The organism is Streptomyces sp. NPDC000878 (genome assembly GCF_053599695.1).
Map to the genome: position 1 here is coordinate 19,530 of NZ_JBSFMT010000020.1, position 26,662 is coordinate 46,191.

A 26,662-nucleotide genomic window follows, 5' to 3' on the forward strand; every position below is an offset into this window, starting at 1 on the left:
AGCCCTACTTCTGCGCGGGCAAGTCCGGGCCCAAGGACGAGAACTTCTCCTGGGAGACCACCCGTTTCGGGGGCCAGGTGATGTTCTTCGGGGGCCACTTCTGGCCGGTCTTCCGCAGGAACCACTCCGGTGGCTCGTACATGGGCGGCTCGTAGCCGTCCGGCAGGGACGTCTTCCAGTCGACGTCCTTCGTGCGCTCCTTGAACTCGTCCTTGACGGCCTTGAGTTGCTCGGGCCGGGTGATGAGGTCGACCGCGGTCGCCGCCAGGTACTTCGCGGCGGCGACCACCGCCGCCCGGCCGGGTGCGGCGGCCGCGCAGGACGCCGTGGACCAGGTGTGCATCTTGGTGCCGATCGGGGCGAGGGCGGCGCCCATCGAGACGGTCGGCACGTTCCAGCTGATGTCGGCCACGTCCGTGGAACCGCCGCCCATGAACACCGGGTTGGGCGCGGTGAGTTCGGCGATCTCGGCGTGCATGCCCTTCTGCGGGAGGCCGAGGGACTCCTGGAGCTGCTTGGCCAGGTCGTGGGCCTCGTCGGTGAATTCGGGCGGCCCGATCTGCTTCATGTTGGCGTGCAGCAGCTCGGCGAAGGACTTGGAGGGGAGCTGGTTCCAGCAGGCGGAGGTGATCCGGTGCTGGACCGACGTCTGCGAGGCCTTCGCCGCCGCCTCCGAGACGGCGATCACCTTGTCGAGGAGCACCTGGACCCGCGCGGGGCTGCCCTCACGGACGTAGTACGAGATCTCGGCTATCTCCGGGGTGACGTTCGGGATGTCACCCCCGTTGTTGATCACCCAGTGCAGGCGTCCGCTGGGGGCCAGGTTCTCCTCTCGGAGGAACTCCGACATCGTTGCCATCATCACGGCCGCGTCCAGTGCGCTCTTGTTGCCGAGCGGGGTGCCGCCGTGGCCCGCGACGCCGAGGAAAGTGAAGGTGACGGCTGTCATCGCCGTCGTGGTCCCCCAGCCGGTGGCGTTCGAGGTCGAGGGGTGCCAGTCGAGGAACGCGTCGAGGCCCTCGTACACGCCCTTGCTGACCGCGTACGTCTTGCCGATCAGGGTCTCCTCGGCGGTCGAGCCGAAGAACTTCACGGTGACGGGCAGCTTGTGCTTCTTCGCGGCCTGCGCGACCGCCGCCGCGGCTGCCGCTGCCGCCGCGCCGAGGGCGCTGTGGCCACAGCCGTGGCCGGGGCCGTAGCTGGGCGCGAAGGGGTCGTGGACGTACTCGCGCGGGTCGTGGTGGCCGACGCCCTTGTTCTGGGAGAGGCCGGGCAGCGCGTCGTACTCGCCGCTGAAGCCGAGGACCGGGCCGCCGGTGCCGTACGAGAAGGTCGCGGTGAAGGCGGTCGGGAAGCCTGCCGTGCCGAACTCCACGTGGAATCCGGCCTTTTCGAGGAAGCCGGCCTCGGCGAGCGAGGACTTCCACTCACGCAGGCTGAGTTCGGCGTTCTCCCAGATCTCGGAGTTGAGGCCGGTGATAGAGCCGGCGCGGGAGGTGATCCAGTCGAGGGCGGACGTCTTGGCGGGACTGTCCTGGGCGAGGCCCTCGGGGGCTTCGTACGGGCCCTCGGTGACGTCGGACGAGGCGGCGGCCATCGCGGGGTCCGCCTCGGCGGTCATCACCGCCGTCGTGACGCCCGCCGCGCCGAGCAGTTGCATGATGCGGCGGCGGCTCAGCGTCTGGCCGTTCGGGCTCGTCGTCTCGTGTTCGTGCTGATCGTGCAGGTCACACACGCGTACCTCCGGAGTGAAGATCGGTGTATCAGCCATGCGGAACATACAAACGATCAGCACCCTGGCCCCACAACATTGCCCCGTCAACATCCGTGCATGACAAAGGTGTTACGTACGGGACATGATCGCTCGCATGGAGCCACTGCCGCTGCCCCTGGAGGGCATCACCGTCATCGCCCTCGAACAAGCCGTAGCCGCCCCCTTCGCCACCCGCCAGCTCGCCGACCTCGGCGCCCGCGTCATCAAGATCGAGCGCGTCGACGGCGGCGACTTCGCGCGCGGCTACGACACCGCCGCCCACGGCCTCGCCTCCCACTTCGTGTGGTGCAACCGGGGGAAGGAGTCCCTCGCCCTCGACGTCAAGGACCCTCGGGGCCTGGACGTCGTACGGCGGCTCGTCGCCGGCGCCGACGTCTTCGTGCAGAACCTCGCCCAGGGCGCCGCCGCCCGGCTCGGACTGGACGCGGCCACGCTCTGCGCCGCCCACCCGCGACTGATCGCCGTGGACATCTCGGGGTACGGCCCGTCGGGACCGTACGCCGGCAAGCGGGCGTACGACATGCTCGTGCAGTGCGAGGCGGGGCTGGTGTCGGTCACCGGGACGCCGGAGCAGCCGGTGAAGGCGGGGATCCCGGTGGCGGACATCGCGGCCGGGATGTACGCGTTCTCGGGGGTGCTGGCGGCCCTGGTGCGACGGGGCACCACCGGGCGGGGCGGGCCTGTCGAGGTGTCGATGCTGGACGCGCTCGCCGAGTGGATGGGGCACCCCCTGCACCACGCGATGCACGACGGCACGCCCCCGGCGCGCACTGGCCTCGCGCACGCCGTCATCGCCCCGTACGACGCCTACGGCACGAGGGACGGCGGGCGGGTGCTGCTGTCCGTGCAGAACGACCGTGAGTGGCGGCGGCTCGCCGAACAGGTCATCGGACGACCGGAGTTGGGGGTCGATCCGGAGTTCGCGACGAATGCGGCGCGGGTTCGGAACCGGGAGCGGACCGATTCACATGTCGCCGCAGCCCTGGGCTCGCTGGAGGTCGATGACGCCGTCGCGCGGCTGGAGGGTGCCGGGATCGCGTGCGCGCGGCTGAGGGACGTACGGGAAGTGGCGGAGCATCCGCAGTTCGCGGCCCGGGACCGGTGGCGGGAAGTGGGTTCGCCCGTGGGGCCGTTGCGCGCGCTGCTGCCCCCGATCACCCTGCCGGGCGGGGACGAGGCGCGGATGGGTGATGTGCCCGCGCTCGGGGAGCACACCGAGGCGCTGCTGCGTGCCGTGGGGATGACGGGCGAGGAGATCGCAGCACTGCGCCGGGACGGTGTGGCCGCCTGAGCGCGGGCATGGAACAACCGGACGGTGGACGGTGGACGATGAGCGGTCGACCGTGCCATGGCCGGCGTGGGGACGCCGGTGGCCGGTCCGGTCCGGTCAGCGCCCGCCGAACAGGGTGCGGCTCAGGCGGCGCAGCGGGGCGAAGAGCGAGAGCCTGCTGACCCGTGTGCCGAGGTCGCTGCGCTGCTTCACGGTGTCCCGTGAGGTGAGTTCGCGCATCAGTGAGGTCGCCTCCGCCGTCTCGCGCTGAGGGACGGCGGGTCCCGACAGCACCGAGAGATGGCGGTCGAGGCGCGCCTTGGTCGCACTGCTCCCGCACGTGATCGCAGGGACGCGTGCCCTGCTGTGCATCGTTATCTGTTCCATGTCACTCCCCACCCGTACGAGTCCACCCGGCCCGGGCAGGTTAACCCTATCGCTCCCTCGGGGCATGCGTGTATCGCGGTCACAGGATTCACCTTCCCCACAAGGGTGTTGACGATTACTCTCCGAATCCAACCGATTCCAGGGCGAGTTGGACAACTGGTGCGCTGGTGGGCTGCTCTGAGCCCCCGTCTGGTTCGACGGTCACAGCGAGTGATGTGGCCGTCTCGTCGAGACCGGTCGCGACCAAGGGCGTGTCGCCCTTGAAGAGTCCCAGGGAGCGCGGTTGCACATCAGGGCGCATGAGCCACAGTTGGCGCACGCTGTCGCTCGGCAGCTCCCCGTACCCACTGAGGGTCACCACCGCGCGCCCCTCGGAAGCGGAGGCGATGGCCGTGATTCCCTGCCCCTGCGCGTCCCGTCCGGAGGTCGCCCGCGCGTCGGGAGCCGACAGAACGTCGGCAATCTCACGTGCCTGGGCCTGCGCGGTGTCCAGCTTGTCCTGGGTCTGCGTGTTCTGGACGGCGAACAGCGCGGCGACGACGAGGGCCGCTGCCGCCGTGACGGTGGCGAACGGGGCGAACACGGGGCGCATGCGGGGCGCACGGCGGGCGGGCGGCGGTTCGGTGCCCCATACGTGCGCCGGCAGCTGATGGCTCTTGCGGCGGGGCGCTTCGGCGGGGCGGCCGGGGGCGTACGCCGGGGAGTGGCCCGGCGAGTACCCCGGGTTCTCCTGCGGAGTCGCGCGTACGGCGGACAGGACCCGGTCGCGCATGGCGAACGGGGGCGGCGCGGCCGTGGACCAGGCCAGCTTGACCGCGTCCTCGGACAGCAGGCGCACCTCGGCGGTGCAGGCGTCGCAGCGGTCGAGGTGTTTCTCGAAGCGGCGCCGCTCGTCGCCCTCCAGGGCGTCGAGGGCGTAGGGGGCTGCGAGGGAGTGGAGATCCTCGCGGCGGAACAGTCTGCCGAGCACGCTCATGCGACACCTCCCAGGCATTCGCGCAGCCGGGTCAGTCCGTCGCGCATCCTTGTCTTCACCGTGCCCAGTGGGAGCGAGAGCCGCTCCGCCACTTCACGGTACGTGTAGCCCTCGTAGTAGGCGAGGGTGACCGACTGGCGTTGCAGGGTGGTCAGCCGGTCCAGGCAACGGCGCACCCATTCGCGCTCCATGCCGGCCTCCACCTCCTCGGCCACGTGGTCGAAGGCGGGACGGTGGGAACGCTGGGCATCACGCTGCTCGCGCTCACCGGCCGCGCGGGCGCTGCGCACCCGGTCGACGGCCCGGCGGTGCGCGAGCGTGAGTATCCAGGACAGGGCGCTGCCCTTCCGGGGGTCGAACCGGGCGGCGGAGCGCCAGAGTTCGAGCAGGACCTCCTGGGACACCTCCTCCGACTGTGCCGGGTCCCGCACCACGCGCCTGACCAATCCGAACACCGGCCCTGACACGATCCCGTACAGCTCTTCGAAAGCCTTCTGGTCGCCCCCGGCCACGAGTACCAGAAGCTCGTCCGCTCCCACCCGCGTCCCCTCTCTATGGCCGCACACGGCCCCTCCCCGCTCCATCACGCTTGTCACCGTCACCTTAGGCATTCGAAGCCGACGCCCTTCCGGATGGGTACGGATCAACTGCCCTCGAAGTGCGGGTCGGTGGCCTTCGAACATCCTGGGGACGTCCTCCAAACATCCTCGGGAAGTTCTTCAAGAAAGTTTTCAGGTTCGACCAATCCGCATCCTGGAGGGCTCCGAATCCCCGTCGTCAGGCAAGTTGACACGGTGAGGACGGACGGCATGACGACAACCAACTCCAAGAGCGGCGCGCGGCGCAGGAGCATCGCGACCCTCATTTGCGGTGCGCTGGCCGCCGGGGGGCTCGCAGCCGCCGGCGTCACCGCGCTCATCCCCGGGGCGGCTTCCGCCTCCAGCCACCGCGAGGCACCGCTCATCTCGGGGACGCCCCAGTACGACAACACGGACGTGTACGCGTTCGTGAGCCCGGACAAGCCCGACACGACGACGATCGTCGCGAACTGGATCCCGTTCGAGGAGCCGGCCGGCGGACCGAACTTCTACCAGTTCGCCGAGGACGCCCAGTACGACATCCACATCGACAACAACGGTGACGCGCAGGGCGAGATCCTGTTCCGGTACACCTTCAAGACGCACGTCAAGAACAAGAAGACGTTCCTGTACAACACCGGCGCGGTGGAGAGCCTTGACGACAAGGACCTCAACATCACGCAGACGTACGACATCGAGATGATCAAGCTCAAGAACCAGTACGTCGAGTCGAAGACGAAGATCGCCGACGACGTGCCGGTCGCCCCGTCCAACGTGGGCAAGGCGTCGATGCCGGACTACAAGAAGCTGCGGGACCAGGCCATCCACAAGCTGACGAACGGTTCGACGACGTTCGCCGGCCAGGCCGACGACCCGTTCTTCCTGGACCTGCGCGTCTTCGACCTGCTGTACGGCGGGAACCTCTCCGAGGTCGGCAACGACACGCTCAAGGGCTACAACGTCAACTCCATCGCGCTCCAGGTGCCGACGCACATGATCGTGGAGTCGGAGAAGCAGCCGATCGTCGGTATCTGGTCGACGACCCAGCGCGAGAACGCCAAGGGTCAGTACAAGCAGGTCTCGCGGCTCGGTATGCCGCTGGTGAACGAGGTCGTCAACCCGATCAAGGACAAGGACAAGTTCAACGCGTCCTCGCCGTGGGACGACGCCCAGTTCCTGAAGAACGTCACCGAACCCGAGCTGCCGAAGCTCATCGAGGCGATCTACAAGATCCCGGCGCCCGACGAGCCGCGCAACGACCTGGTGGACGTGTTCCTCAAGGGTGTCGAGGGCCTCAACCAGCCGCCGCACGTGACTCCGGCCGAGGAACTTCGTCTCAACACCTCGATCGCCCCGGCCAAGAGCCCCAAGCGGCTCGGTGTCCTCGACGGTGACAACGCGGGCTTCCCGAACGGCCGCCGTCTGACGGACGACGTGATCGACGCCTCGCTCCAGGTCGTCGAGGGTGAACTGCTCGGCGCGAAGAACGACCTGGGCGACGCGGTCGACAAGAACGACAAGAAGTTCGAGAGCTACTTCCCGTACGTCGCTCTGCCGACCGAGGGTTCGCGCGGCCCGCTGGCCAAGGGCACCACGGGCACGAACGACGTCCGCAGCCAGCTCGGCGACGCGCTGCAGCCGGCGGGCACCTCCGGTGGCACCGACACCATGCTGATCGCCGGTTCGGCGGCGGCCGGTGCGGCCGGGTTCCTGCTGATCACGGCCGGCGTGGTCTGGTGGCGCCGGAACATGGGCAACCGGGCGTACTGACCGCCCCGTTCCCGCCCCCACCCCCCAACTGGCGCGGCCCGTATCCATCCCCCACGGCGCGGGCCGCGCCGCACGGCACCAAAGCGGTTGATCCGCCGATGAACCGCCTGAACGACCTGAGGAGAGGGCATGCCCCCGCGTACGAACGACAACGCACCGGACGACGAGCAGGCCTCCCAGCCACAGCTCACCCGCCCGGCCCGTGAGTTCGGCCCCCACCCGACCGACCCGGCGGGGGCAGCGGAGGGTGCCGGGGGCACCGACGGACACACCGACCCGACCCTGTCCGTCCCGACCGGGACGGACGCGGCCGGACCGTCCGACACCCCCACAGACACGCCTGCCCCGGCCACCGTCGAGGCAGGCGTCGGCCGTACGCGTGCGCTGCGTGCCGTGCCGGCCCCCGAGCAGGGCGACTCCCGGCAGGGGCCCGGAGACCTCGTCGCGACCGGCGCCGGTCCGGAGGCCCCGGCGGCCGAAGCCGCTTCGCAGGACCGGGAGGTACCGGCAATCGATGCGGCGCCCTCGGCCCCCAGCTCCGTGGCCTCGGCCGAGGGCGCGAGCGGTGAGGACTCCCCCGACCAGTCCGCCCCCGACGCCCCCTCGCCCGGCTCCGACGAGCGTGTCGCCGCCGTTCGGCGGCTCGGGGAGTCGTCGCGGCGGTGGCGGGCGTTGCAACTCGGGGCGTGTGCCGCTGCCTTGGCGGTGGCGTTCACTGCGGGGGCCGTGGTGCTCGGGGCCGTTCGGGACGGGGGCGCGACCGCCAACGTTTCGTCCGCGCCCGCCGCGATGTCTCCCGCGCTGCTCGCCAGTGGGGATCTCGACGCGAGCATCGCGTCGATTCAGGCCCATCTCCGGTCGCAGCCCAAGGACTTCGGTAGTTGGGCCACTCTCGGGCTCGCCTATGTCGAGCAGGCCCGGACCAAGGGTGACCCTTCCCGGTATCCGCAGGCCCAGCAGGCGCTGGCGCGGTCCCTTGAGCTTCGGCCCGACAACGACTCCGCGCTCGCCGGGCGCGCTGCCCTCGCCGCCGCCCGCCATGACTTTCCCGGTGCGCTGAAGTACGCGGACCAGGCTCTCAAGCAGAACCCCTACAGCGAGCGCGCCCTGTCCACCCGTATCGACGCTCTGGTCGAACTCGGGCGCTACGACGAGGCGTCGAAAGCCGCCGACGAGGCCGACGACAAGCGGCCCGGGGTGCCTGTCTTCACCCGGTACGCGTACGTGCGTGAGCTGCGCGGCGATGTCAGCACCGCGCGGGGCGTGCTGGAGCGGGCGCTCGGCTCCGCCACCTCTCGCGGGGACATCGCCTACGTGGCCACCGCGCTCGGGCAACTCGCCTGGAACCAGGGCGAGTACAAGTCCGCCCTGGAGTACTACGCCCGTGCCCTCGCCGCCGACGACGCCTACCTTCCGGCGCTCGAAGGCCGGTCCCGCGCGCAGTTCGCGGACGGCGACCTGGCCGGGGCCGTCAAGGGCATGGAGGAACTCGTCTCCCGCTATCCGCTGCCCGGCCCGCTCGTCGAACTCGGCGAGCTGTACGAAGTCCGGGGCGGCGACGGCGACTTGGCGAAGGCCGGCGACCAGTACGCGCTCGTCAACGCCTGGACGGCGATCGCCCGCGCCAACGGCGTCAACGCCGACCTGGACACGGCGCTCGCCGCCGCCGACCACGGCGACAAAAAGTCGGCGCTGCGCGCGGCCCGCGCCGAGTGGGACCGCCGCGAGACCGTGCACACGGCCGACGCCCTCGCGTGGGCGCTGCACGTCAACGGCCAGGACGAGGAAGCGCTCCCGTACGCCCGCCGCGCCACCGCGACCGGCTATCGCAACGCCTCCTTCCTCTACCACCGCGGCATGATCGAGCAGGCCACGGGCAACGCTAAGGAAGCCCGCGCCTCGCTCTCCGCCGCCCTCGAACTCAACCCCGGTTTCTCCCCGTTGGGCGCCCAGAAGGCCCGTACGGCTCTCAAGTCCCTGGAGGCGGCGAAGTGATGCCCCGTCGTGTGGCCGCCGCAGGCGCCGCCGTGTTCGCGGGCGCCTGCGCGCTCGTGGTCGTTCCCGCGGGTGCCGCGAGCGCTCATCCCCTCGGCAACTTCACCGTCAACCGGTACGACGGTCTCGTCGTCGCACCGGGACAGCTCCTCGTCGCCCATGTCGAGGACCTCGCGGAGATCCCGGCGACCCAGGCCAAGCCCGACATCGAGAAGCTGGGGCTGACGGATTGGGCGGGGCAGCGGTGCGCGACCGCCGCACAGGGCAGCAAGGTGACGGTCGCCGGGCAGGCCGTCACGCTCTCCGTCGGCAGCGCCAAGGCGAGCACGCGGCCCGGTCAGGCCGGCCTCGACACCCTGCGGGTCGAGTGCGACCTCACGGCTTCCCTGCCCGAGGTCGCCGAAGGGGACACCGTCTCCCTCGGTTTCCACAGCGCGGGCACCGAGTCGGGGCCCGGCTGGCGGGAGATCACCGCGCGCGGCGACCGGATGACGCTCGCCGAGTCCGACGTACCGGAGAAGTCGATCTCCGGTGAACTGACCAGCTATCCGCAGGAGTTGCTCTCCTCACCGGCCGACACCGCGACCGCCGCCCTCCAGGTGGGCCCGGGCGGCCCGGCCCTCGCCGAGAGCGGCGAGCAGGACGCCCCGGCCTCCTCCGTGCTGCCGCGCGGCGCCGACCGCTGGACCCGTGCGCTGGACAACCTCGTGGCCCGGCACGACCTCACGGTCGGCTTCGCCGCGCTGGCCCTGGTCATCGCGGTCTTCCTCGGCGCCATGCACGCGCTCGCCCCGGGCCACGGCAAGACCCTGATGGCGGCCACGGCAGCCGCCCGGGGCGGCCGGGCCCGGCTGCGCGACGTCATGCCGCTGGCTGCCTCTGTGACGGTCACCCACACGCTGGGGGTGACCGCCCTGGGCCTGCTGGTGACGGCAGGTTCGGCGGCGGCGCCCTCGGTGATCGCCTGGCTGGGCGTGGCGAGCGGTGTCCTGGTGACGGGCGCGGGCCTGACCCTCGTACGCCGGGCCTGGCGCCACCGCGTCCACGAGCGCGCGCACCACCAGACCCAGGCCCATCCGCACCCTCATCCCCACCCGCACGACCACTCCCACGATCATGATCACGACCACTCGCACGACCACGGGCACGACCACGAGCAGCCCCACAGCCACACCCACGTCGCCGACAAGGCGCCGGCGCGCGAACTGGTCCTCGCCCACGCGGCGCACGCCCACCCGCACACGGACACGGACACGGACACGGACACCGCTCCCGTACGCGCCCACGCCCACGCCGCCGCTCCCGCACACGTGCACGACCACGATCACCCCCACGACCATCACCACGATCACGACCATGAGCACCCCCACACGCACGACGACCCCAAGCACGAGCACAAGCACGCCACCACCACCCTCGAACACACTCACGGCGGCTTCACCCACACGCACGCCGTCGCGCCCACCGTGCGCGGCACGATCCTGCTCGGGTTCGCCGGTGGGCTGGTGCCGAGTCCGTCCGCCGTGGTCGTCCTGGTGGGTGCCGCCGCGCTCGGGAAGGCGTGGTTCGGGTTCCTGCTCGTGCTGGCGTACGGCGTAGGGCTCGCGCTCACCCTCACGGGGGCCGGGTTCCTCGTCGTGAAGCTGGGGAGTGGCGCGAACCGGCTGCTGGACCGGCGTCCGGGGCTGGCCGGTGGTCCGGTGGTCGCGCTGCTTCGGCGTACCGCGCCGCTGGCATCCGCGTTCCTCGTTGTCGCACTCGGGGCCGGATTGGTGCTCAAGGGGGCGGCAGCCGCGATCGGCTGAGCTACTTTTGGGAAGAAATCAGGCGGTGTGCGGAAAACCGGCGTGCGGTATAGACGTGCGGTGAGATCGAATCCAGTGAACGCGCGGCTGCGATGGGGGGACGTCCGTGTCCGTAGAACCGGGCAGTGAACGTGTGATCGCGGGACGCTACCGGCTGCTCTCGCCGCTCGGCGAGGGCGGTATGGGCACGGTGTGGCGGGCCCGTGACGAGGTGCTGCACCGCGAGGTCGCCGTCAAGGAGGTGCGCGCGCCCCACGGGCTGCCGACCGGCGATATCGAACGGATGTACGCCCGGCTGGAGCGCGAGGCCTGGGCCGCCGCCCGTGTCTCGAACCGCAACGTCGTGACGGTGTACGACGTGGCGACCGACGACGGCCGGCCCTGGATCGTCATGGAGCTGATCCGCGGGGTCTCGCTCGCCGACCAGCTGGACGCCGAGGGGCCGCTGTCCCCGCAGCGGACCGCGCACATCGGCGCCGAGGTGCTCGCCGCGCTGCGGGCCGCGCACGAGGCCGGGGTGCTGCACCGGGACGTGAAGCCGGGCAACGTCCTGCTGTCCAACGACGGCCGGGTCGTGCTCACCGACTTCGGGATCGCGACCGTCGAGGGCAGCTCGGCCCTCACCATGACCGGCGAGGTCATCGGTTCGCCCGAATTCCTCGCGCCCGAGCGGGCGTTGGGGCGCACCCCGGGCCCCGAGTCCGACCTGTGGTCGCTGGGCGTGCTGCTGTACGCGGCGGTCGAGGGCAACTCCCCGTTCCGGCAGAACACCCCGCTCAGCACCCTGCGCGCCATCGTGGACGAGGAGTTGCCGCCGCCGCTGCGGGCGGGGCCGCTGACGCCCGTCATCGAGGGGCTGCTGCGCAAGGATCCGGCCGAACGTCTGACCGCCGAGCAGGCCGAGCAGGATCTGCGGATCATCGGGGCGGGCGGCACCCTGCGCACAGACGCCGTCCAGGGGCCTCCGTACACGCCGACGATCGCGGGCTTCCCGCAGCAGCCGCCGACTCCGCCTCCCACGCCTCCGCAGCCGACTCCCGTGCCCACGGCGGCGACCCAGCACGTTCCCCCGCCCCCGGACACGTATCCCACCCGTACGGCCGAACCGAACCGCAACCGACGCGCGCTCGTCGTCCTGGTCGCGGGCCTCGCCGCCGTCGCGCTGGCGGTGGCCGGACTGACGTACGCGCTGCTGAACGGCAACGACGGCGGCGGGGACGACAGCGATGCCGGGGCCGGGAGCAGTACACAGCAGAGCAACGGCGGTACGGGCGGGGCGAGTTCGCCGAAGAGCAGCCCCAGTGACTCCGGCGACGAGGAGACGAGCGAATCGCCGAGCGGCGACGACGGCGGTACGACCTCGAAGCCGGCGCAGACCGTGGAGGTCGATGTCGTCGGTTCGGACACCGAGTACTCGGGGACCTGTCCGCCGCCCCAGTCCGGGGCACCCGGGTTCACGGCGACCTTCACCGTGGGGAGCGTGCCCACGGAGGTCTCCTACCGCTGGGTGACGGAGACGGGCGAGGCTCCGGAGCAGGGCTGGCGAACGTTGTCGTTCCCGGAAGGGGGCGGGAAGACGAAGCAGAACAAGGTCTTCGTGACGACGTACGACGAGAGCGGGACGATCCAGAACGCGATCGGGGTGGAGGTCCGCGACCCGGTGAGCGTGAAGTCCAACACCGTGCCGTTCACGGTGACCTGCGAGACGGAGACCCCGACGGACGGGGTCTCCACTCCCACCGGTTGACCCTGAGCGGGCGTCGGTCGGGCTCGGTCGGTCAGGCGGCGCCGGTGAACGCCGGCAGATAGCCGCCCGACTGGCCGGCGGCCTTCGGGTGGTACGACTCGCCGATGTTGAGCAGGTTGAGGCTGTGCAGCCATGAGCTGCCGGAGCAGAGCTCGTGACCGGTGAAGGGCGTCTTGACGTCACCGAAGGTGAAGCCGTGGTCGGCGGCCCGTTTGGCGAGCGCGCTGTTCAGATGGTCGGAGGCGCCGTTGATCGCGGACCGCTTGGCCTCGGAGAGGCCGAGGCAGACCTGGCCGAGCTTGTAGAAGCGGGGGTAGCCCAGGACGACGACGTGGGCGGCGGGCGCCCGGGAGCTGATGGCGTTGTACACGTTGTCGAGCTGACCCGGGAGGGTCGAGTCGACGTAGGCCTTCGCGGTGTTGATGCGGGCGATGCAGGAGCTGTCGGACTGGAGCACACAGGTCGTCATGACGTCGGCGAAGCCCGCGTCGTTGCCGCCGACGCTGATCGAGACGAGGCCGGTGGAGGAGCTGAGCGGGGTGAGCTGACTCGCCAGAACATCACCCGTTCGGGCGCCCGAACAGGCCGTGAAGTTGAAGCTGGAGGGGGCGTGGGCGGCGGCCCAGAGGTACGGGTACGCCTTCGTGCTGCGCTTGCAGTCGCCGCTGGAGCTGATGTAGCTGCCGGCTCCGACACCCGAGGAGTAGGAGTCTCCGAGGGCCACATAGCCGGTGGCGGCGGCGAGTTGGGACGCCTGCGCCGACGCGGCCCCGGTGAGGGCGACGCCGGCGGCGAGGAGGAGCGAGGTCACGTATGCCGTAATTCGGGAACGTCTCATGGAACCTCCCTTAGCAGGATCTCTGCCACAACGTTCGTACCAACTACGCGTGTTGAACGGAAGTGTCCATGCCAATACTTTCCCCCGCTTAGCGGAGCGGATCACCCCCGTTCACGTTTCGTTGGATTGCGTGCTCATGACATGCATGTGACAAGCCGCCAGACCTCTTGAGCAACTCCCGCCCATGACCGAGTCTTTACTTCGGCCCGGGCGGAACGCGACGCTCCGGGCTGTGCCCGCACTCGCGCGCACCCCCCACAGACGCGCCCGCATCCAGGCGCGTGCTGCCTTAGAGGAGGACTCCCTCGTAATGGCACAGCTGCGTAGCAAGAAGCTCAGGACCGCCGCGACCACCGTCGTGGCCGCCGCCGCTCTCGTCGGCGGATTCACCGCGCTCCCCGCCCAGGCCGCCCCGGCACCCGCCGAGGGCAAAGTGCTGGCCGCCGGCTCCCCCACGGCCGTCAAGGACAGCTACATCGTCACGCTCAAGAAGACGACCGGCCTCAAGGCCGCGTCGAGCGCCGGCAAGAGTCTGATCAGCGAATACGGCGGCACGGTGAAGAAGACGTTCAGCACCGCGCTGAACGGCTACTCGGCGACCCTCTCGGCCACCGAGGCCCGCAGACTCGCCGCCGACCCGTCGGTGGCCTCGGTCGAGCAGAACCAGACGGTGCACCTGGACGCCACGCAGACCAGCGCCCCCTGGGGCCTGGACCGCATCGACCAGGCGGCCCTGCCGCTGTCCGGCACCTACACCTACCCGGACACGGCCGGCGCGGGCGTGACGGCGTACGTCATCGACACCGGCGTACGCATCACGCACACGCAGATCAGCGGCCGGGCCACCAACGGCTACGACGCCGTGGACGGCGACACCGTCGCGCAGGACGGCAACGGCCACGGCACACACGTGGCCACCACCATCGCGGGCTCGACCTACGGTGTCGCCAAGGCGGCGAACATCGTGGCGGTCCGCGTGCTCAACAACGCCGGTTCCGGCACCACGGCCGGCGTCGTCGCGGGCATCGACTGGGTGACCGCGAACCACAGCGGCCCCTCCGTCGCCAACATGTCGCTCGGCGGCTCCGCCTCCACCGCCCTGGACACGGCTGTCGCCAACTCCATAGCCAGCGGCGTCACCTACGCGGTCGCGGCCGGCAACAGCAGCGCCAACGCCTCCTCGTACTCCCCCGCGCGGGTCGCGGCGGCCATCACGGTCGGCGCCACCACCAGCACGGACGCCAAGGCGAGCTACTCGAACTTCGGCTCGACCCTGGACATCTTCGCCCCCGGCTCCTCGATCGTCGCGGGCTACAACACCAGCGACACGGCCACGGCCACGCTCTCGGGTACGTCGATGGCCACCCCGCACGTCGCGGGCGCGGTCGCCGTCTACCTCGCGGGCCACACCTCGGCCACCCCGGCCCAGGTCGCCACGGCGCTGACGGGCGGCGCCACCACCGGCGTGGTCACCAGCGCCGGCACCGGCTCGCCGAACCGTCTGCTGAAGCTCGTCTCGTAACACCGCACCTCAGTGGCAACTCGCATGATCTGAACGACAGTTCCCCGGAGGCAGCCGGCGCCTCCGGGGAACTTGTCCGTTCACCCTTTCGTTCCCCTCCGGGGAACATCGCGCACGCCTTCGGGCAACGTGTCGTACGGGTTGCGCATCTTGACTCGGCCGTCGCGCTGCGCGACATTGAAGCCCGGCATCCGGCGCGTCGGGGGGCAAAGTCGCCAATGCAGACCATACGTATCAAGCCACCTCTATCCAGCAGCGGACCGGAGGACGGTGAGCCGCCACCGCAGGGGCTGGGCAAGGACCTGTTCCCGCTGCTCGCGGGTATCGCCGTGGCCGTCGCGGCCGTCGGCGCGGGCCTCGCGCTGACCGACACCGCCTCACCGCTGCGCGGTCCGTTCACGCTGTTCTTCCTCCTCGCCGCACCGGCGGTCGCCGTGGGCGCGGCGCTGCGCGGCCTGGAGCCGTTCGGCCGGACCGTGACGTCGGTGGCGGCGGCGGTCGCGCTCGATCTCCTGGTCGCCCAGGGCATGCTGGCGACGCATCAATGGTCGGTCCGCGGCGGGGTCGTGGCCGTGACCGTGATCAGCTCGCTCATCCTCCTGCTGGTTCTGGTACGGCGGCACCGCGGCCGTACGGCGAGAAGACGGACCTCCTGACGTGGCTGGTGACGTGGCTCGAAACCTGACCTCCGACGTGACCCTCACCGTGTGCCGACCCGGCGAGCTGACCGCCGCCGACCGGGCCGCCTGGACCGCGATGCAGGCCAAGGCCCATCTGCACGGCTCGCCCGAGCTGGCGAACCCCTTCCTGTCCCCGGAGTTCACGCTCGCGGTCGGCCGCTGCAGACGCGGCGTACGCATCGCGGTGCTCCGCGAGGGCGGGGAGCCGGCCGCCTTCTTCCCGTTCCAGAGATCCACCGCCGGCGTCGGCCGGGCGATCGGGCTCGGCGTCTCCGACAGCCAGGGGCTGGTGCACCGCCCCGGATTCACCTGGGACGCACGGGACCTGCTGCGGGCCTGCGGGCTCTCGGTGTGGGAGTTCGACCACCTGGTGGAGGGCCAGGCGCCGTTCGAGGCCGGGGCCTCCGGCACCTTCCCGTCCCCGGTGATGGACGTCGACCAGGGGTACGAGGCCTATCTGGCCGGACTCCGGGCGCGCTCGCCCAAGTTCACCCGCACGACGCTCGCCAAGGAGCGCAAGCTCGGCCGGGACGCCGGCGAGGTGCGTTATGTGCACGACGAGCGGGATCCCGAGGCGCTGCGCAGGCTGATGGCGTGGAAGTCCGCCCAGTACCGCAGGACGGGCCGCAGCGACCGGTTCGCGCACCCCTGGATCACCGGGCTGGTGCACCAGCTCTTCCACACCCGTTCCGACCCGTTCGCGGGCATCCTGTCGGTGCTCTACGCCGACGGGAAGCCGGTCGCGGCCCACTTCGGGCTGCGCACGGAACGCGTGCTGGCCTGCTGGTTCCCGGCGTACGACCCGGAGTACGCGAAGTACTCGCCGGGGCTGGTCCTGCATCTGCGGATGGCCGAGTCGGCCGCCGCCGACGGGATCGCCTACCTGGATCTGGGCCGGGGGCAGAAGGAGTACAAGGACTCCCTGAAGACCCGTGAACTCATGGTGTCCGAGGGATGGGTGACACGTCGTCACCCGGTGGCGGTCGGGCACCGGGCGCGGCGCGCACCGGTCCGGGCGCTGCGCAACGTGGTGCTGTCCCGGCCGGAGCTGTTCGAGCCGGCCGACAGGGCACTGAAACGGATGGGACAGCTCCGTTCACGAAATCGATCAAAGTAGTTGTCCAACGATCAAAGTGGTTGCGTAACGGGCAAACCAATAAAAACGTGAGGCGCCGTTCCAGGTCTTGCCATAAGGGTGCAATCGTCAATACCGTCATACATCTCACCCGCATCGGTACGTCGTCCTGTGACTCAGGGGAGGGCTCAGGGTCCACGACGACCGTCGGAGCGGGACGCGGTAGGGGGGTGCCGCGCTCGGTGAACGTACGTCTCACCGAGCCGTGCCGCGAGACCGACCACCGAGTCAGGGTGTTCGGCCAGCTTTGCCAGCTCACCCGGCATGCACGAGGACAGTGAGCGACCGATACGGAGAAACCATTCGTCATGCCGTGAGTGAGAACCCCCCTTTCGAACCGGACACATAACCGGGCTGCCCAGGGGCGGGCGGTCCACCGGACGAGAGGGACCAGACTCATGAGTTCCGTTCTGCGACCGGCGATATCGGGCCAGGAGCCCGTGATCGCGAGCCAGGAGCCGACGACAGCCGGCGCGTACCGGCCCATCTCCTCTCACCTGGCGATCACACCGCCGGTGAGCGTGGTGATCCCCGCCATGAACGAGGCGGAGAACCTGCCGTACGTCTTCAAGACACTGCCCGACTGGATCCACGAAGTGGTCCTGGTCGACGGCAACTCCACCGACGACACCGTCCAGGTCGCCCGCGAGCTGTGGCCCGGCGTCAAGGTGGTCGAGCAACAGGGCAAGGGCAAGGGGGATGCCCTGATCACCGGGTTCGAGGCCTGCACCGGCGACATCATCGTGATGGTCGACGCGGACGGCTCGGCGGACGGCAACGAGATCGTGTCGTACGTCTCCGCGCTCGTCTCGGGCGCCGACTTCGCCAAGGGCTCCCGCTTCGCCAACGGCGGCGGCACCGACGACATGACGCCGATCCGCAAGCTGGGCAACTGGGCGCTGTGCACGATCGTCAACCGCAAGTTCGGCGCCCGCTACACCGATCTCTGCTACGGCTACAACGCGTTCTGGCGGCACTGCCTCGACAAGATCGACCTCGACTGCACGGGCTTCGAGATCGAGACCCTGATCAACATCCGGGTGGTCAAGGCGGGGCTCAAGGTGCAGGAGATCCCGAGCCACGAGTACCTGCGCATCCACGGCGCGAGCAATCTGCGGGCCGTGCGCGACGGACTGCGCGTGCTGCGCGTGATCCTGAAGGAGCGCTCCAACCGGCGTGCCCTGCGCAGCCGTTCGCACGCCCGCATCCTCAGCGCGAGCCGGGGAGAGGCGTCTTGAACGAGCCGGCCGTCTCGGTGGTCGTCTGCGTCTACACCGAGGACCGCTGGGAGGACATCCTCGCAGCGGTCGCCTCGGTGCGGGCGCAGTCACGGCCGGCCCTGGAGACCCTCCTGGTCGTCGACCACAACCGGGCTCTCCTGGAGCGGCTGACCAAGGAGTACAAGGAGACCGACGACGTACGGGTGCTGCCCAACGCGGGCCCGCGCGGCCTGTCGGCCGGCCGCAACACCGGGATCGCCGCCTCGCACGGGGAGATCATCGCCTTCCTCGACGACGACGCCGCGGCCGAACGCGACTGGCTGCGCCACTTCGCCGACGGGTACGCGGACCCCCGGGTGATGGCCGTCGGCGGCCGTACGATGCCGATCTGGGCGTCGGGCCGCCGGCCGGCCTGGTTCCCCGAGGAGTTCGACTGGGTGGTGGGCTGCACCTACAAGGGGCTGCCCGAGGGACGCGTCCGGGTCCGCAACGTGCTCGGTGGGAACGCCTCCTTCCGGCGTACGGCCTTCGACGCGGCCGGCGGTTTCGCCACCGGCATCGGACGGGACGGCGACAAGCGTCCGCTGGGCTGCGAGGAGACGGAACTGTGCATCCGGCTCACGCGCGCCAGACCGGACGCGGTGCTGCTGATCGACGACCGTGCGGTGATCCACCACCGGGTCCCCGAGGTACGCGAGCACTTCGGGTACTTCCGCACCCGCACCTACGCCGAGGGCCTGTCGAAGGCACTGGTGGCCCGAAGTGTCGGCGCGGACAAGGGACTTGAGTCCGAACGCCGGTACACCACCCGGGTGCTGCCCGCCGGGGTCGCACGCGGTCTGCGCGACGCCCTGCTGGCCCGCCCGGGCGGCGCGGGCCGGGCGGGCGCGATCGTCGCCGGGGTGCTGACGGCGGCGGGCGGGTACGTCCTCGGAAGCGTCCGGGCGCGCCGGGGCGGGGCCACGTTCACGGTGGTGGAGATCGAGCGGAGTGCCGAAGGGGGTACGGCATGAACGCGCCCGTGCCCGTCCTGATGTACCACTCGATCACCCGGACGCCCAACCCCCCGACGCGCACCCTCTCGGTGACGCCCGAGGCGTTCGCCGAGCAGATGGCGCTGCTCGCGAACTGGGACTTCCATCCGGTCGCCACGGCCCAGTTGGCCGACTCCTGGCGCCGCCCGTGCTCGATGGAGCGCGTGCTGCCCCCGCAGCCGGTCCTGGTCACCTTCGACGACGGCTACGAGGGCGTGCACCGGCACGCCCTCCCGGTGCTGGCCGAACACGGCTTCTCCGCCTCGCTGTTCGTCTCCACGGGCTGGCTCCGGGGCGCGCACCGCACCGGCGGCGCCCTCGACACCATGCTCGACTGGGACCAGGTGCGCGAACTCGCGGACGCGGGCGTCGAGATCGGCGGCCACAGCCATACGCATCCGGAGCTGGACCAGCTCGACGACGACGCGCTGCGCTTCGAGCTGACCCGCTGCAAGGAGATCGTCGCCGACGAACTGGGCACTGTGCCCACGTCGTTCGCCTATCCCTACGGCTACTCCAGCCGCCGGGTGCGTACCGCGGTCCGTGCGGCCGGGTTCGCGCAGGCGCTCGCCGTCGGCAACGGTCTGGCGTGCCGGACGCAGGGACCGTACGCCCTGCGGCGCGTCACCGTACGCCACAGCACGAGTATCCAGGAGTTCGAGCGGCTGATCGAGGGCCGCGCGATCGCCCGGAACTTCGCCCGGGACCGTGCCCTCACCAAGGGGTACGCCATCGTCCGCAGAGCACGTCAGGTCCGCCGGAAGGCCATCAGTTCCCGTGTCTGACACGACGACCACACCCACGACCGAGGCCGAGGCGCCCTCGGCCGATCCACCCGAACAGCGGCCCGGGCGGCGGCTGCGGCTGCGGCTGCCCGGCCTGGGCGGGGGCAAGGGGGACGGCAGCCAGCTGTTCCGCAACGCCTACGCGCTGATGCTCAACACGGGCATCTCCGCCGTGCTCGGGCTCGGCTTCTGGCTGGCCGCCGCCCGCTACTACTCCGAGTCGGCGGTGGGCCAGAGTTCCGCCGCGATCGCCGCCATGAAGCTCCTCGCGGGTCTCACGGCGGTGACGCTGACAGGCGCCCTGGCCCGCTTCATCCCGGTCGCGGGCCGTGCCACCGGACGGTTCATCTTCCGTACGTACGCGGGCAGTTCGGTGATCGTGACGCTGGCCGCCGGGGTCTTCCTGCTCACTCTGAACATGTGGGGGCCGTCGTACCGGTTCCTGCACGGGCCGGTGCCCGCTCTCGGGTTCGTCGGCGCCGTCGTCCTGTGGAACCTGCTCACGCTCCAGGACGGGGTGCTGACCGGGCTGCGCAACGCGCTGTGGGTGCCGGTCGGCAACACCGTGTTCTCGGCGGTCAAGCTGGGGCTGCTGGTGGCGTTCGCGGCGGCGATCCCGACGAGCGGTGTGTTCGTGTCGTGGGTCGCCGCGATCGCCATGTCGGTGCTGCCACTGGGCTGGCTGGTGTTCCGGCGGCTGGTGCCCCGGCACGTCGAGGCGACCGCGGAGCACACGAAACCACCGACGCTGAAGGAGGTCGGCCGGTTCCTGGCGGGCGACTACACGGGTTCGCTGTTCTCGCTGGCCGTGGTCTACCTGGTGCCGGTGATCGTCGCCTCGCAGGTCAGCTCCGCCGACAACGCGTACTTCTACATCACCACCACCATCGGCGGCACGGTCAACCTCCTCGCCATCAACATGGGCGCCTCGCTGACCGTCGAGGGCTCGCACGATCCGACACGGCTCGCCGCCAACACCCGGGCCGCGCTCAAACGCATGGCGCGGATCATGCTGCCGGTCGCCGGTGTGCTGTTCTTCGGCGCGCCCTGGATCCTGGGCGTCTTCGGCTCGGGCTACGCGGACGCGGCGACCCCGCTGCTGCGCTGGTTCGCGGTCGGGGCGGTGCTGCGGGTCGTCATGGAGACGTACTTCGCCGTCCTGCGCGCCCAGAGCCGGACGGCCGGACTCGCCTGGATGCAGGGCCTGTTGTGCGCCCTGGTGCTCGGTCTGACGCTGCTGCTGCTCCCCCGCATGGGCTTGACGGGAGCGGGCGTCGCGGAGATCTCGTCCCTCGCGGTGATCGTCGCGATCGCCGCGCCGAAGCTGTACCGGACGGTCCGGGCGGCGCCGGCCGACGCGATCCCCGAGGGCTCGGCACCGGACGGGGACCTCGCCGACCTGACCGCGGGCTCCCACCGGCGCGGGCAGGGCTGGGCACTGGACTCGGACACGCTCGGGCTCGGCGTCCACCTCGACTTCGACCACCTGGAACGCCGCCCGGACGTCCGCCCGGGGCCGGGAACTCCGCCCACGGAGACACCGGCGCGGCGTGCGGACCGCAGGCCGACCTGGGCGCTGAAGCAACCCGAGCTGGTTGGACTGCCGGTGGAGGAACGCGAGCCGGCAGAGGGCGCGTTGCCGCAACCGACCGTCCCGGCGGGCGCGGACGCCGACCTCGTACGAGCCGCCCAGGCGTCCCTCGTACGGGAGTTGAAGGCCGCGCACACCGCGCCCGACCTGCCGGAGCCACCTCCCCCGACCCTGCGCGAGCGCCTGCTGCCCACGCGTGGCGGAGTGGTCCTCGGCTGTCTGCTGATCGCCGCGCTGCTGCTCTACTGGGTGCCCGCGTCCCGCCTCGGCGAGGCCGACCTGGACCGGATGGGCGGGCTGGGGCTGATCTCCATTCTCCCCCTGCCGACGCTGATCGGGGCCGGGCTGCTGGTCCTGGTGTTCGCGTCGCTGCTGTGGGGCAACCGGGAGCACCGGGCGCTGCTGGCGCTGACGCTGCTCGCGACGGTCGTGTCGCTGCACGCGCTCCCTGCCGTGATCGAGGCGGAACCACGGTTCGCGACGGCCTGGCAGCACCTCGGGTTCCTCGACCACATCGACCGGACCGGGACCGCCGTACCGGACCTGGACGCGCGCTGGAGCTGGCCGGGCTTCTTCGCCGGGGCCGCGTTCGTGGCGAAGGCCTGCGGGGTCAGCGACCTCACGGAGGTCATCCGCTGGTGGCCGCTGACCATGCAACTCCTCTACCTGGCACCGCTGTTCCTCCTGACGCGCTCGCTGCGGGCGAGCTGGCGGGCCAAGTGGACCGGCGTGTGGATCTTCGTGCTGAGCGGCTGGGTGGGCCAGGACTACTTCTCCCCGCAGGGGTTCACCTATCTCCTCTATCTGGTCTTCGCGGCGATCCTGCTGGTGTGGTTCCGGGCTCCGCGGGTGCTGTGGGGCAAGGTGCGGCCGGGCGAGGCTGAGGTCGAACCGACGAACCGCCGCCAACAGGCGGTGCTGCTGGCCGTGTTGATCGCCCTGTTCGCGGCGACGGTCCCGGCCCACCAGCTGACGCCGTTCGTGATGCTGGGCGTGCTGGCGGTCCTGGTGCTGATCGGCAAGTCCGAACTGCGGGGCCTGCCCATCCTGTTCGGTGTCGTCGTCGCGGTGTGGGTCGGCTTCATGGCCGAGCCGTACTGGTCGGGGCACTTCGATGAGTTGTTCGGCGGGATGGGCGGAGTGGGCGGCAATGTGTCGTCGTCCGTCTCCGGCCGCATCGAGGGCGGCAGTTCGAGCCACAAGCTGGTCCTCTATACCCGGGTGCTGCTGGCCGGCGGGGTCATGTCCCTGGCCTGCTACGGCTGGTGGCGCCGCCGCGACCACAAGTACCGCGAACGCTCCCTGCTCGTCCTGACCTTCGTCCCGTTCCTGGGCTTCGGCATGCAGTCGTACGGCGGCGAAATGGCCCTGCGCGTCTTCATGTTCGCCCTGCCGGGCGCGGCGCTGCTGGCCGCGCTGGCGCTCTTCCCGCGCACAGGGGTGACGGCGAAGGAACGGGACAGGGACCGCATCAGCCTCGCTCCCCTGGCAGCCCTGATGGCGGGCCTGGTCCTCATGGGCGGCTTCCTGGTGGCCCGTTGGGGCAACGAGTCCTTCGAACGGACCCGCCCCGGCGAGGTCGCCGCGATGAACTACGTGTACGCCCACGACGGCCCGACGGTCCGCCTGCTGTGGCTGAGCAACGACCTGGTCGACAACGTCACCCCGGCCCTTCCGTGGGGCGCCAAGGACATGGAGAAGGTCCAATACGTACCGACACTCGCCCCGGCCGACCCGGTGCTGGTGTCGGGGCTGGTGAAGGCACTCAAGGACGCGGGCCCGAATTCGTACCTGATGGTCAACCGCAGCCAGGTCGTGTACCTCCAGCTGGACGTTGGCTACTCGGCGGCCTGGGAGGGCCGACTGCTCCAGAACCTGGACGGCCGCGACGAGTTGAAGAAGGTGTTCGTCAACTCCGACGTCACGATGTACGCGCTTCGGCAACAGCCGGAGGGCAAGGTCCCGAAGGCCGATCCCGGCCCGATCGGCCCCCAGGTGACCTGGACACCATGGTCGGTGGTGGGCGGCCTGGCAGCCGTCGCCCTGATCCTGCTGCTCACGGCCAGGGAGGTCGTACGGGTGGCGATACGCCCGAGTGTGCGCCAACTCCGCTGGCTCCAGAGCAGCTTCTGGTTCTCACTGCCGCTGCTGGCGGTGTTGTTGGCTTCGCTGGTGCAGCGGTTCCTGACGATGAAATGAGCCAGGGCAGGGCTGGGGAGGTGAAGTGGCTCAGTGGGCTATCGGCTGAGCCACTTCACCTCGTACGCGCCCATCGTGAACCGCTTCCCGTCCACCTGCGCGTCGATCGGCCGGTCCAGGACGTTGACGACAAGCACAGCCTTGTCGTCGGCGAGCACCCGCACGTTGGGCACATCATCCGCAGCCACCGGAACCGTCTCGTACTCCGTACCCGGCGGAAAGGCCGCACCAAAGCGGGAGACGAGATCGAACATCGGAAGTGCCGTACCCCCGCTGCCACTTGAGGTGGGAGTCCACAGGCAACCGGCGCAGCCAGCCCCCTTCTCCTCCTCCGGATTCCAGTAGAAGCCGGAGGAGGCACCCCCCTTGGCCATCGCGATCAGGCCGGCCGCCTGGACGGCCTCGCGGCGGGTCTCGGACCAGCCCGCGCGGTCGTCGTTGGCGTCGGCGGGCTCGACGTAGTACTCGGCCCACCACAGCGGCAGCCCGCGCGTCCGGGCGCGCACCCACTCGCCGACGGCAGTGAACTTGTCGGTGGCCGCGAACTCGTCGGGCAGCAGCTCGTCGTCCTTGGTGTAGCTGGAGCCGTCCACGACGACGAAGTCGGCGCCCGCCTTGTGCGTGTTCCAGTAGTCGAAGGCGTCGAGGACCCGCTGGTCCATGGCGCCCCAAGGGCCCTTGAAGGTCGTGGAGGCATCCGGTTTCTGCCTGGGGTCAAGGCTGTCCATGACGAGATACGGCCCGCCCACCATGATGTCCTTGTCGACCTTCTTCAGCGCCTTGTAGACCAGGTTGTACAGCTCGGTGTAGCCCTCGTAGTCCCAGCGGGCCTCGGTGTTGTTCCAGAAGCCCTTGAACTCGTTCCACACGATGAAGTGGCGTACGTCGGGATAGCGCTTGGCGACGGTCGCGGCGAGCGCGGCGTAGTCCTTGTAGTGCGCGCGAGTCGGAGCCGTCTCCAGGGCGGCCTGGCTCCAATTGGTGTTGTCGGAGCCGGACTTGCCGCCCTTCATCCAGTCCGGGGCACAGCACAGGGTGACCACCGGAGTGGCCTTGGACGCGCGCATGAAGTCGATGCGGCGGTCCATCTCCGCGAAGTCGTAACGCCCCTTGACCGGCTCGGGGTTGCCCGCACCCCAGCCCATGATGTGCTGGTTCTGCGGCAGCCCGGCGTCCTTGGAGAGCAGCCCCTCGACCCGGGCGACGGCCGCCCCGGCGCCCTCGTCGGCACTGAACTGGGTGTGCGTGAAGCCCCACCCGACGTCCGGCTCCGAGACCGTTGGAGAAGCGGCCGGCGTGCCGTGCACCTTGTCGCCGTCGCGGGAGGTACCCGCGGTGCTGCCGCCGTTCGACGGCAGTGTGTTGATCAGGGTCAGGACCAGGGCCAATGCGACGGCCCCCACACCGAGCAGGGCGGTGAGCTGCCACCGCCGAGCCCCCGAATTCCACCCATGACGTCCCATCAAGGGCAACAGTAACGGCGGGGTTCGGCCGGAGGGCAGCCCTCCGCAGCCCTCAGCCCGGTAAGAGGAAGGGAACGTATCGGACGCACAGCCCGAAGACACCGCACTCACCCACACACACCGACACTCGGCGCGCACTGCGGAAACCGGGTGCACACGGCGCCCAGGTGCCGGATCATGGCGGCATGTCTGCGAACCCTCACGACGCGCTGCCGATCCGGCTCAACGTCGACGACAGCGACTCCCCGTCCGACGTCGTCGACGCGCTGTTCCTCGGCCGCTTCGCGACGGGCGAGCAGCCGTACTCGCACGCGGCGAACATCGACCGCGTACGGTCCGGGGCGACCCTTCTCCCACCGGGCGCCAAGGTCCTGCGCGCCGCCCGCGACGACGACCGCAGCGCCACCCTGGCGGAGGGCGACGGCTGGACGCTCCTGGTGTCCCGCTGGAACCGGGGCGCCGACGTCACGGTGACGGCGACCACGCCCGAGCTGGCCGCGAAGGTCCTCGACCAGGCGACGGACGGCGCGGCGGACGAGCCCGAACCCCAGCCGGAGAACGTGACGATGGGCTTCTGGTACGTCTCCCCGCGCCGGGGCCCGCACCGCACGACCCGCCAGATCTCCGCGGGTACGTGGGACGAGGTCCGCGCCAACTACACGGCACCGGTGGCGGACGCGATGGACGGCCTGATGAAGACGACCCCGGAGGACATCGCGGGCCGTCTGCTCCTGCTCCACGGCCCGCCGGGCACCGGCAAGACGTCCGCGCTGCGCACGCTGGCCCGTTCCTGGCGGGACTGGTGCCAGGTGGACTGCGTACTGGACCCCGAGCGCCTGTTCTCCGACGTCGGCTACCTCATGGACATCGCGATCGGCGAGGAGGACGGCTCCGGCAAGGGCCGCTGGCGCCTGCTCCTCCTGGAGGACTGCGACGAACTGATCAGGGGCGAGGCGAAACACACGGCGGGCCAGGCTCTGTCCCGCCTCCTGAACCTGACGGACGGCCTCCTCGGCCAGGGCCGCAACGTCCTGGTGGGCGTGACGACCAACGAGGACCTGGAACGCCTCCACCCGGCGGTCGTCCGCCCCGGCCGCTGCCTGGCCCGCATCGAGGTGGGCCCCCTGACCCGCCACGAGGCAACAACCTGGCTGGGCACAGAGGAAGGGCTGGGCCGAGAGGGCGCAACCCTGGCCGAGCTGTACGCCCTCCGCCGCGGCACCACCCCGACAACAGTCCCAGACCCAAGAGAGGGAGCGGACGCGGGCCTGTACCTGTAATCACCGGGGCGTTCGCAGGGGCGCGGGGAACTGCGCGTCTTTAGGGCACGAGAGACCTGCACTTCCTTGGGCCACCGGGTAACCGCAGGCTTTTTTAGGGGCGCGGGGAACTGCGCACCTTGAGGACGCCGGGTACCCGCACGCTTTTAGGGGCGCGGGGAACTGCGCGACAAGCCCCCACCGACCCGCAGCCAACGCACTACCCCAATCACCCCTCGTAAGCCGCCCGCAGGGCATCCTTCACAGCGGCCAAAGCCACATCCGACCCCACCCCAAGCCGCCGAACCCGCTCCGCATAAGCCTGCGCAGCAGACGCCGCCTCACGCTCAGCCGCCGACCCCGCGGCAGCGACCACCGTCCCGTTACGCCCCCGCGTCTCGATCACCCCGTCCGACTCCAACGCCCGATACGCCTTGGCAACCGTGTTCGCGGCCAGCCCCAGCGACTCCGCAAGCCCCCGAACCGTCGGCAACCGGTACCCCACCGGCAACACCCCCGCCCGCGCCTGCTCGGAAATCTGCGCCCGCACCTGCTCGTAGGGCGGCGCGCTGTCATCGATGCGGATCTTCAAGGTCACCCCGCGATTGTCCCGCACCGCAAGGCGTCCCGCACC

General features: G+C 70.5%; 20 protein-coding genes. 13 read left to right on the plus strand and 7 right to left on the minus strand.

Annotated elements, in window-relative coordinates; genetic code table 11:
• Positions 1-4: 4 nt before the first annotated feature.
• Complete coding sequence (locus tag ACWDR4_RS19660) at positions 5-1,771, minus strand: amidohydrolase (protein WP_450410046.1); 1,767 nt, start codon at positions 1,769-1,771, stop codon at positions 5-7.
• Between the two features lie 85 nt (positions 1,772-1,856).
• On the opposite strand from ACWDR4_RS19660, the gene ACWDR4_RS19665 reads away from it, so the two are divergent.
• Entirely contained in the window at positions 1,857-3,065 is a 1,209-nt protein-coding gene (locus tag ACWDR4_RS19665) for a CaiB/BaiF CoA transferase family protein (protein ID WP_450410048.1), read from the plus strand.
• A 96-nt stretch (positions 3,066-3,161) separates the two neighbouring features.
• On the opposite strand, the gene ACWDR4_RS19670 is transcribed toward ACWDR4_RS19665, so the two are convergent.
• The 3 genes from ACWDR4_RS19670 to ACWDR4_RS19680 form a co-directional block, all read right to left on the minus strand.
• Complete coding sequence (locus ACWDR4_RS19670; protein ID WP_389357649.1) at positions 3,162-3,431, minus strand: hypothetical protein; 270 nt, start codon at positions 3,429-3,431, stop codon at positions 3,162-3,164.
• Between the two features lie 115 nt (positions 3,432-3,546).
• Entirely contained in the window at positions 3,547-4,407 is an 861-nt protein-coding gene (locus ACWDR4_RS19675) for an anti-sigma factor (RefSeq protein ID WP_450410049.1), read from the minus strand.
• A complete protein-coding gene (locus ACWDR4_RS19680) occupies positions 4,404-4,946 on the minus strand; it encodes a sigma-70 family RNA polymerase sigma factor (protein ID WP_450410051.1) in 543 nt (180 codons plus the stop codon). The genes ACWDR4_RS19675 and ACWDR4_RS19680 overlap by 4 nt, the downstream gene beginning before the upstream one ends.
• Before the next feature lie 270 nt (positions 4,947-5,216).
• On the opposite strand from ACWDR4_RS19680, the gene ACWDR4_RS19685 reads away from it, so the two are divergent.
• The 4 genes from ACWDR4_RS19685 to ACWDR4_RS19700 all read left to right on the plus strand — a co-directional run bounded on the left by ACWDR4_RS19685 (position 5,217) and on the right by ACWDR4_RS19700 (position 12,302).
• On the plus strand, positions 5,217-6,755 hold the full coding sequence (locus tag ACWDR4_RS19685) for a DUF4331 domain-containing protein (RefSeq protein ID WP_450410053.1): 1,539 nt from the start codon (positions 5,217-5,219) through the stop codon (positions 6,753-6,755).
• Positions 6,756-6,884: 129 nt separating this feature from the next.
• Complete coding sequence (locus ACWDR4_RS19690; protein WP_450410055.1) at positions 6,885-8,750, plus strand: tetratricopeptide repeat protein; 1,866 nt, start codon at positions 6,885-6,887, stop codon at positions 8,748-8,750.
• Positions 8,747-10,555, plus strand: coding sequence for an urease accessory protein UreH domain-containing protein (locus ACWDR4_RS19695; RefSeq protein ID WP_450410057.1), 1,809 nt, complete (start codon positions 8,747-8,749; stop codon positions 10,553-10,555). The genes ACWDR4_RS19690 and ACWDR4_RS19695 overlap by 4 nt, the downstream gene beginning before the upstream one ends.
• 106 nt (positions 10,556-10,661) lie before the next feature.
• Positions 10,662-12,302 carry a serine/threonine-protein kinase gene (locus tag ACWDR4_RS19700; RefSeq protein ID WP_450410059.1) on the plus strand — a complete coding sequence of 547 codons (1,641 nt, stop codon included), beginning with the start codon at positions 10,662-10,664 and terminating at the stop codon, positions 12,300-12,302.
• A 31-nt stretch (positions 12,303-12,333) separates the two neighbouring features.
• Here ACWDR4_RS19700 and ACWDR4_RS19705 read toward each other — a convergent pair whose 3' ends face one another.
• Positions 12,334-13,140 carry an SGNH/GDSL hydrolase family protein gene (locus tag ACWDR4_RS19705; protein WP_450410060.1) on the minus strand — a complete coding sequence of 269 codons (807 nt, stop codon included), beginning with the start codon at positions 13,138-13,140 and terminating at the stop codon, positions 12,334-12,336.
• A gap of 310 nt (positions 13,141-13,450) precedes the next feature.
• On the opposite strand from ACWDR4_RS19705, the gene ACWDR4_RS19710 reads away from it, so the two are divergent.
• From ACWDR4_RS19710 to ACWDR4_RS19740, 7 genes are all read left to right on the plus strand, one after another.
• A complete protein-coding gene (locus tag ACWDR4_RS19710; protein WP_450410061.1) occupies positions 13,451-14,662 on the plus strand; it encodes a S8 family peptidase in 1,212 nt (403 codons plus the stop codon).
• 218 nt (positions 14,663-14,880) lie between these two features.
• Positions 14,881-15,318 (plus strand): hypothetical protein, encoded by a 438-nt coding sequence (locus tag ACWDR4_RS19715; RefSeq protein ID WP_450410062.1) that lies wholly within the window; start codon positions 14,881-14,883, stop codon positions 15,316-15,318.
• A 100-nt stretch (positions 15,319-15,418) separates the two neighbouring features.
• Positions 15,419-16,459, plus strand: a complete 1,041-nt coding sequence (locus tag ACWDR4_RS19720; RefSeq protein ID WP_450410215.1) for a GNAT family N-acetyltransferase — start codon at positions 15,419-15,421, stop codon at positions 16,457-16,459.
• Positions 16,460-16,875: 416 nt separating this feature from the next.
• A complete protein-coding gene (locus ACWDR4_RS19725) occupies positions 16,876-17,715 on the plus strand; it encodes a glycosyltransferase family 2 protein (protein ID WP_450410064.1) in 840 nt (279 codons plus the stop codon).
• Positions 17,712-18,710 carry a glycosyltransferase gene (locus ACWDR4_RS19730; protein WP_450410066.1) on the plus strand — a complete coding sequence of 333 codons (999 nt, stop codon included), beginning with the start codon at positions 17,712-17,714 and terminating at the stop codon, positions 18,708-18,710. The genes ACWDR4_RS19725 and ACWDR4_RS19730 overlap by 4 nt, the downstream gene beginning before the upstream one ends.
• The gene (locus ACWDR4_RS19735; protein WP_450410067.1) at positions 18,707-19,516 is read left to right on the plus strand and encodes a polysaccharide deacetylase family protein; all 810 of its coding nucleotides are present in this window, start codon (positions 18,707-18,709) and stop codon (positions 19,514-19,516) included. The genes ACWDR4_RS19730 and ACWDR4_RS19735 overlap by 4 nt, the downstream gene beginning before the upstream one ends.
• Positions 19,509-23,306, plus strand: coding sequence for a lipopolysaccharide biosynthesis protein (locus tag ACWDR4_RS19740; protein ID WP_450410068.1), 3,798 nt, complete (start codon positions 19,509-19,511; stop codon positions 23,304-23,306). Before ACWDR4_RS19735 ends, ACWDR4_RS19740 begins: the two co-directional genes overlap by 8 nt.
• A 38-nt stretch (positions 23,307-23,344) precedes the next feature.
• Here ACWDR4_RS19740 and ACWDR4_RS19745 read toward each other — a convergent pair whose 3' ends face one another.
• On the minus strand, positions 23,345-24,769 hold the full coding sequence (locus ACWDR4_RS19745) for a GH39 family glycosyl hydrolase (protein WP_450410070.1): 1,425 nt from the start codon (positions 24,767-24,769) through the stop codon (positions 23,345-23,347).
• Positions 24,770-24,954: 185 nt separating this feature from the next.
• Here ACWDR4_RS19745 and ACWDR4_RS19750 point away from each other — a divergent pair, with 185 nt between their 5' ends.
• Complete coding sequence (locus ACWDR4_RS19750; protein ID WP_450410072.1) at positions 24,955-26,049, plus strand: DUF5925 domain-containing protein; 1,095 nt, start codon at positions 24,955-24,957, stop codon at positions 26,047-26,049.
• Positions 26,050-26,257: 208 nt separating this feature from the next.
• On the opposite strand, the gene ACWDR4_RS19755 is transcribed toward ACWDR4_RS19750, so the two are convergent.
• Positions 26,258-26,626, minus strand: a complete 369-nt coding sequence (locus ACWDR4_RS19755; RefSeq protein ID WP_450410074.1) for a GntR family transcriptional regulator — start codon at positions 26,624-26,626, stop codon at positions 26,258-26,260.
• Between the last annotated feature and the right edge of the window lie 36 nt (positions 26,627-26,662).

Excerpts from the sequence above, each read along its gene's own strand:
- ACWDR4_RS19745 (WP_450410070.1), bottom strand. The coding sequence starts at position 24,769 with ATGGGACGTCATGGGTGGAATTCGGGGGCTCGGCGGTGGCAGCTCACC.
- ACWDR4_RS19750 (WP_450410072.1), top strand. The coding sequence starts at position 24,955 with ATGTCTGCGAACCCTCACGACGCGCTGCCGATCCGGCTCAACGTCGAC.
- ACWDR4_RS19665 (WP_450410048.1), top strand. The coding sequence starts at position 1,857 with ATGATCGCTCGCATGGAGCCACTGCCGCTGCCCCTGGAGGGCATCACC.
- ACWDR4_RS19715 (WP_450410062.1), top strand. The coding sequence starts at position 14,881 with ATGCAGACCATACGTATCAAGCCACCTCTATCCAGCAGCGGACCGGAG.
- ACWDR4_RS19705 (WP_450410060.1), bottom strand. The coding sequence starts at position 13,140 with ATGAGACGTTCCCGAATTACGGCATACGTGACCTCGCTCCTCCTCGCC.
- ACWDR4_RS19710 (WP_450410061.1), top strand. The coding sequence starts at position 13,451 with ATGGCACAGCTGCGTAGCAAGAAGCTCAGGACCGCCGCGACCACCGTC.
- ACWDR4_RS19725 (WP_450410064.1), top strand. The coding sequence starts at position 16,876 with ATGAGTTCCGTTCTGCGACCGGCGATATCGGGCCAGGAGCCCGTGATC.
- ACWDR4_RS19720 (WP_450410215.1), top strand. The coding sequence starts at position 15,419 with ATGCAGGCCAAGGCCCATCTGCACGGCTCGCCCGAGCTGGCGAACCCC.
- ACWDR4_RS19670 (WP_389357649.1), bottom strand. The coding sequence starts at position 3,431 with ATGGAACAGATAACGATGCACAGCAGGGCACGCGTCCCTGCGATCACG.
- ACWDR4_RS19685 (WP_450410053.1), top strand. The coding sequence starts at position 5,217 with ATGACGACAACCAACTCCAAGAGCGGCGCGCGGCGCAGGAGCATCGCG.
- ACWDR4_RS19675 (WP_450410049.1), bottom strand. The coding sequence starts at position 4,407 with ATGAGCGTGCTCGGCAGACTGTTCCGCCGCGAGGATCTCCACTCCCTC.
- ACWDR4_RS19735 (WP_450410067.1), top strand. The coding sequence starts at position 18,707 with ATGAACGCGCCCGTGCCCGTCCTGATGTACCACTCGATCACCCGGACG.
- ACWDR4_RS19660 (WP_450410046.1), bottom strand. The coding sequence starts at position 1,771 with ATGGCTGATACACCGATCTTCACTCCGGAGGTACGCGTGTGTGACCTG.
- ACWDR4_RS19690 (WP_450410055.1), top strand. The coding sequence starts at position 6,885 with ATGCCCCCGCGTACGAACGACAACGCACCGGACGACGAGCAGGCCTCC.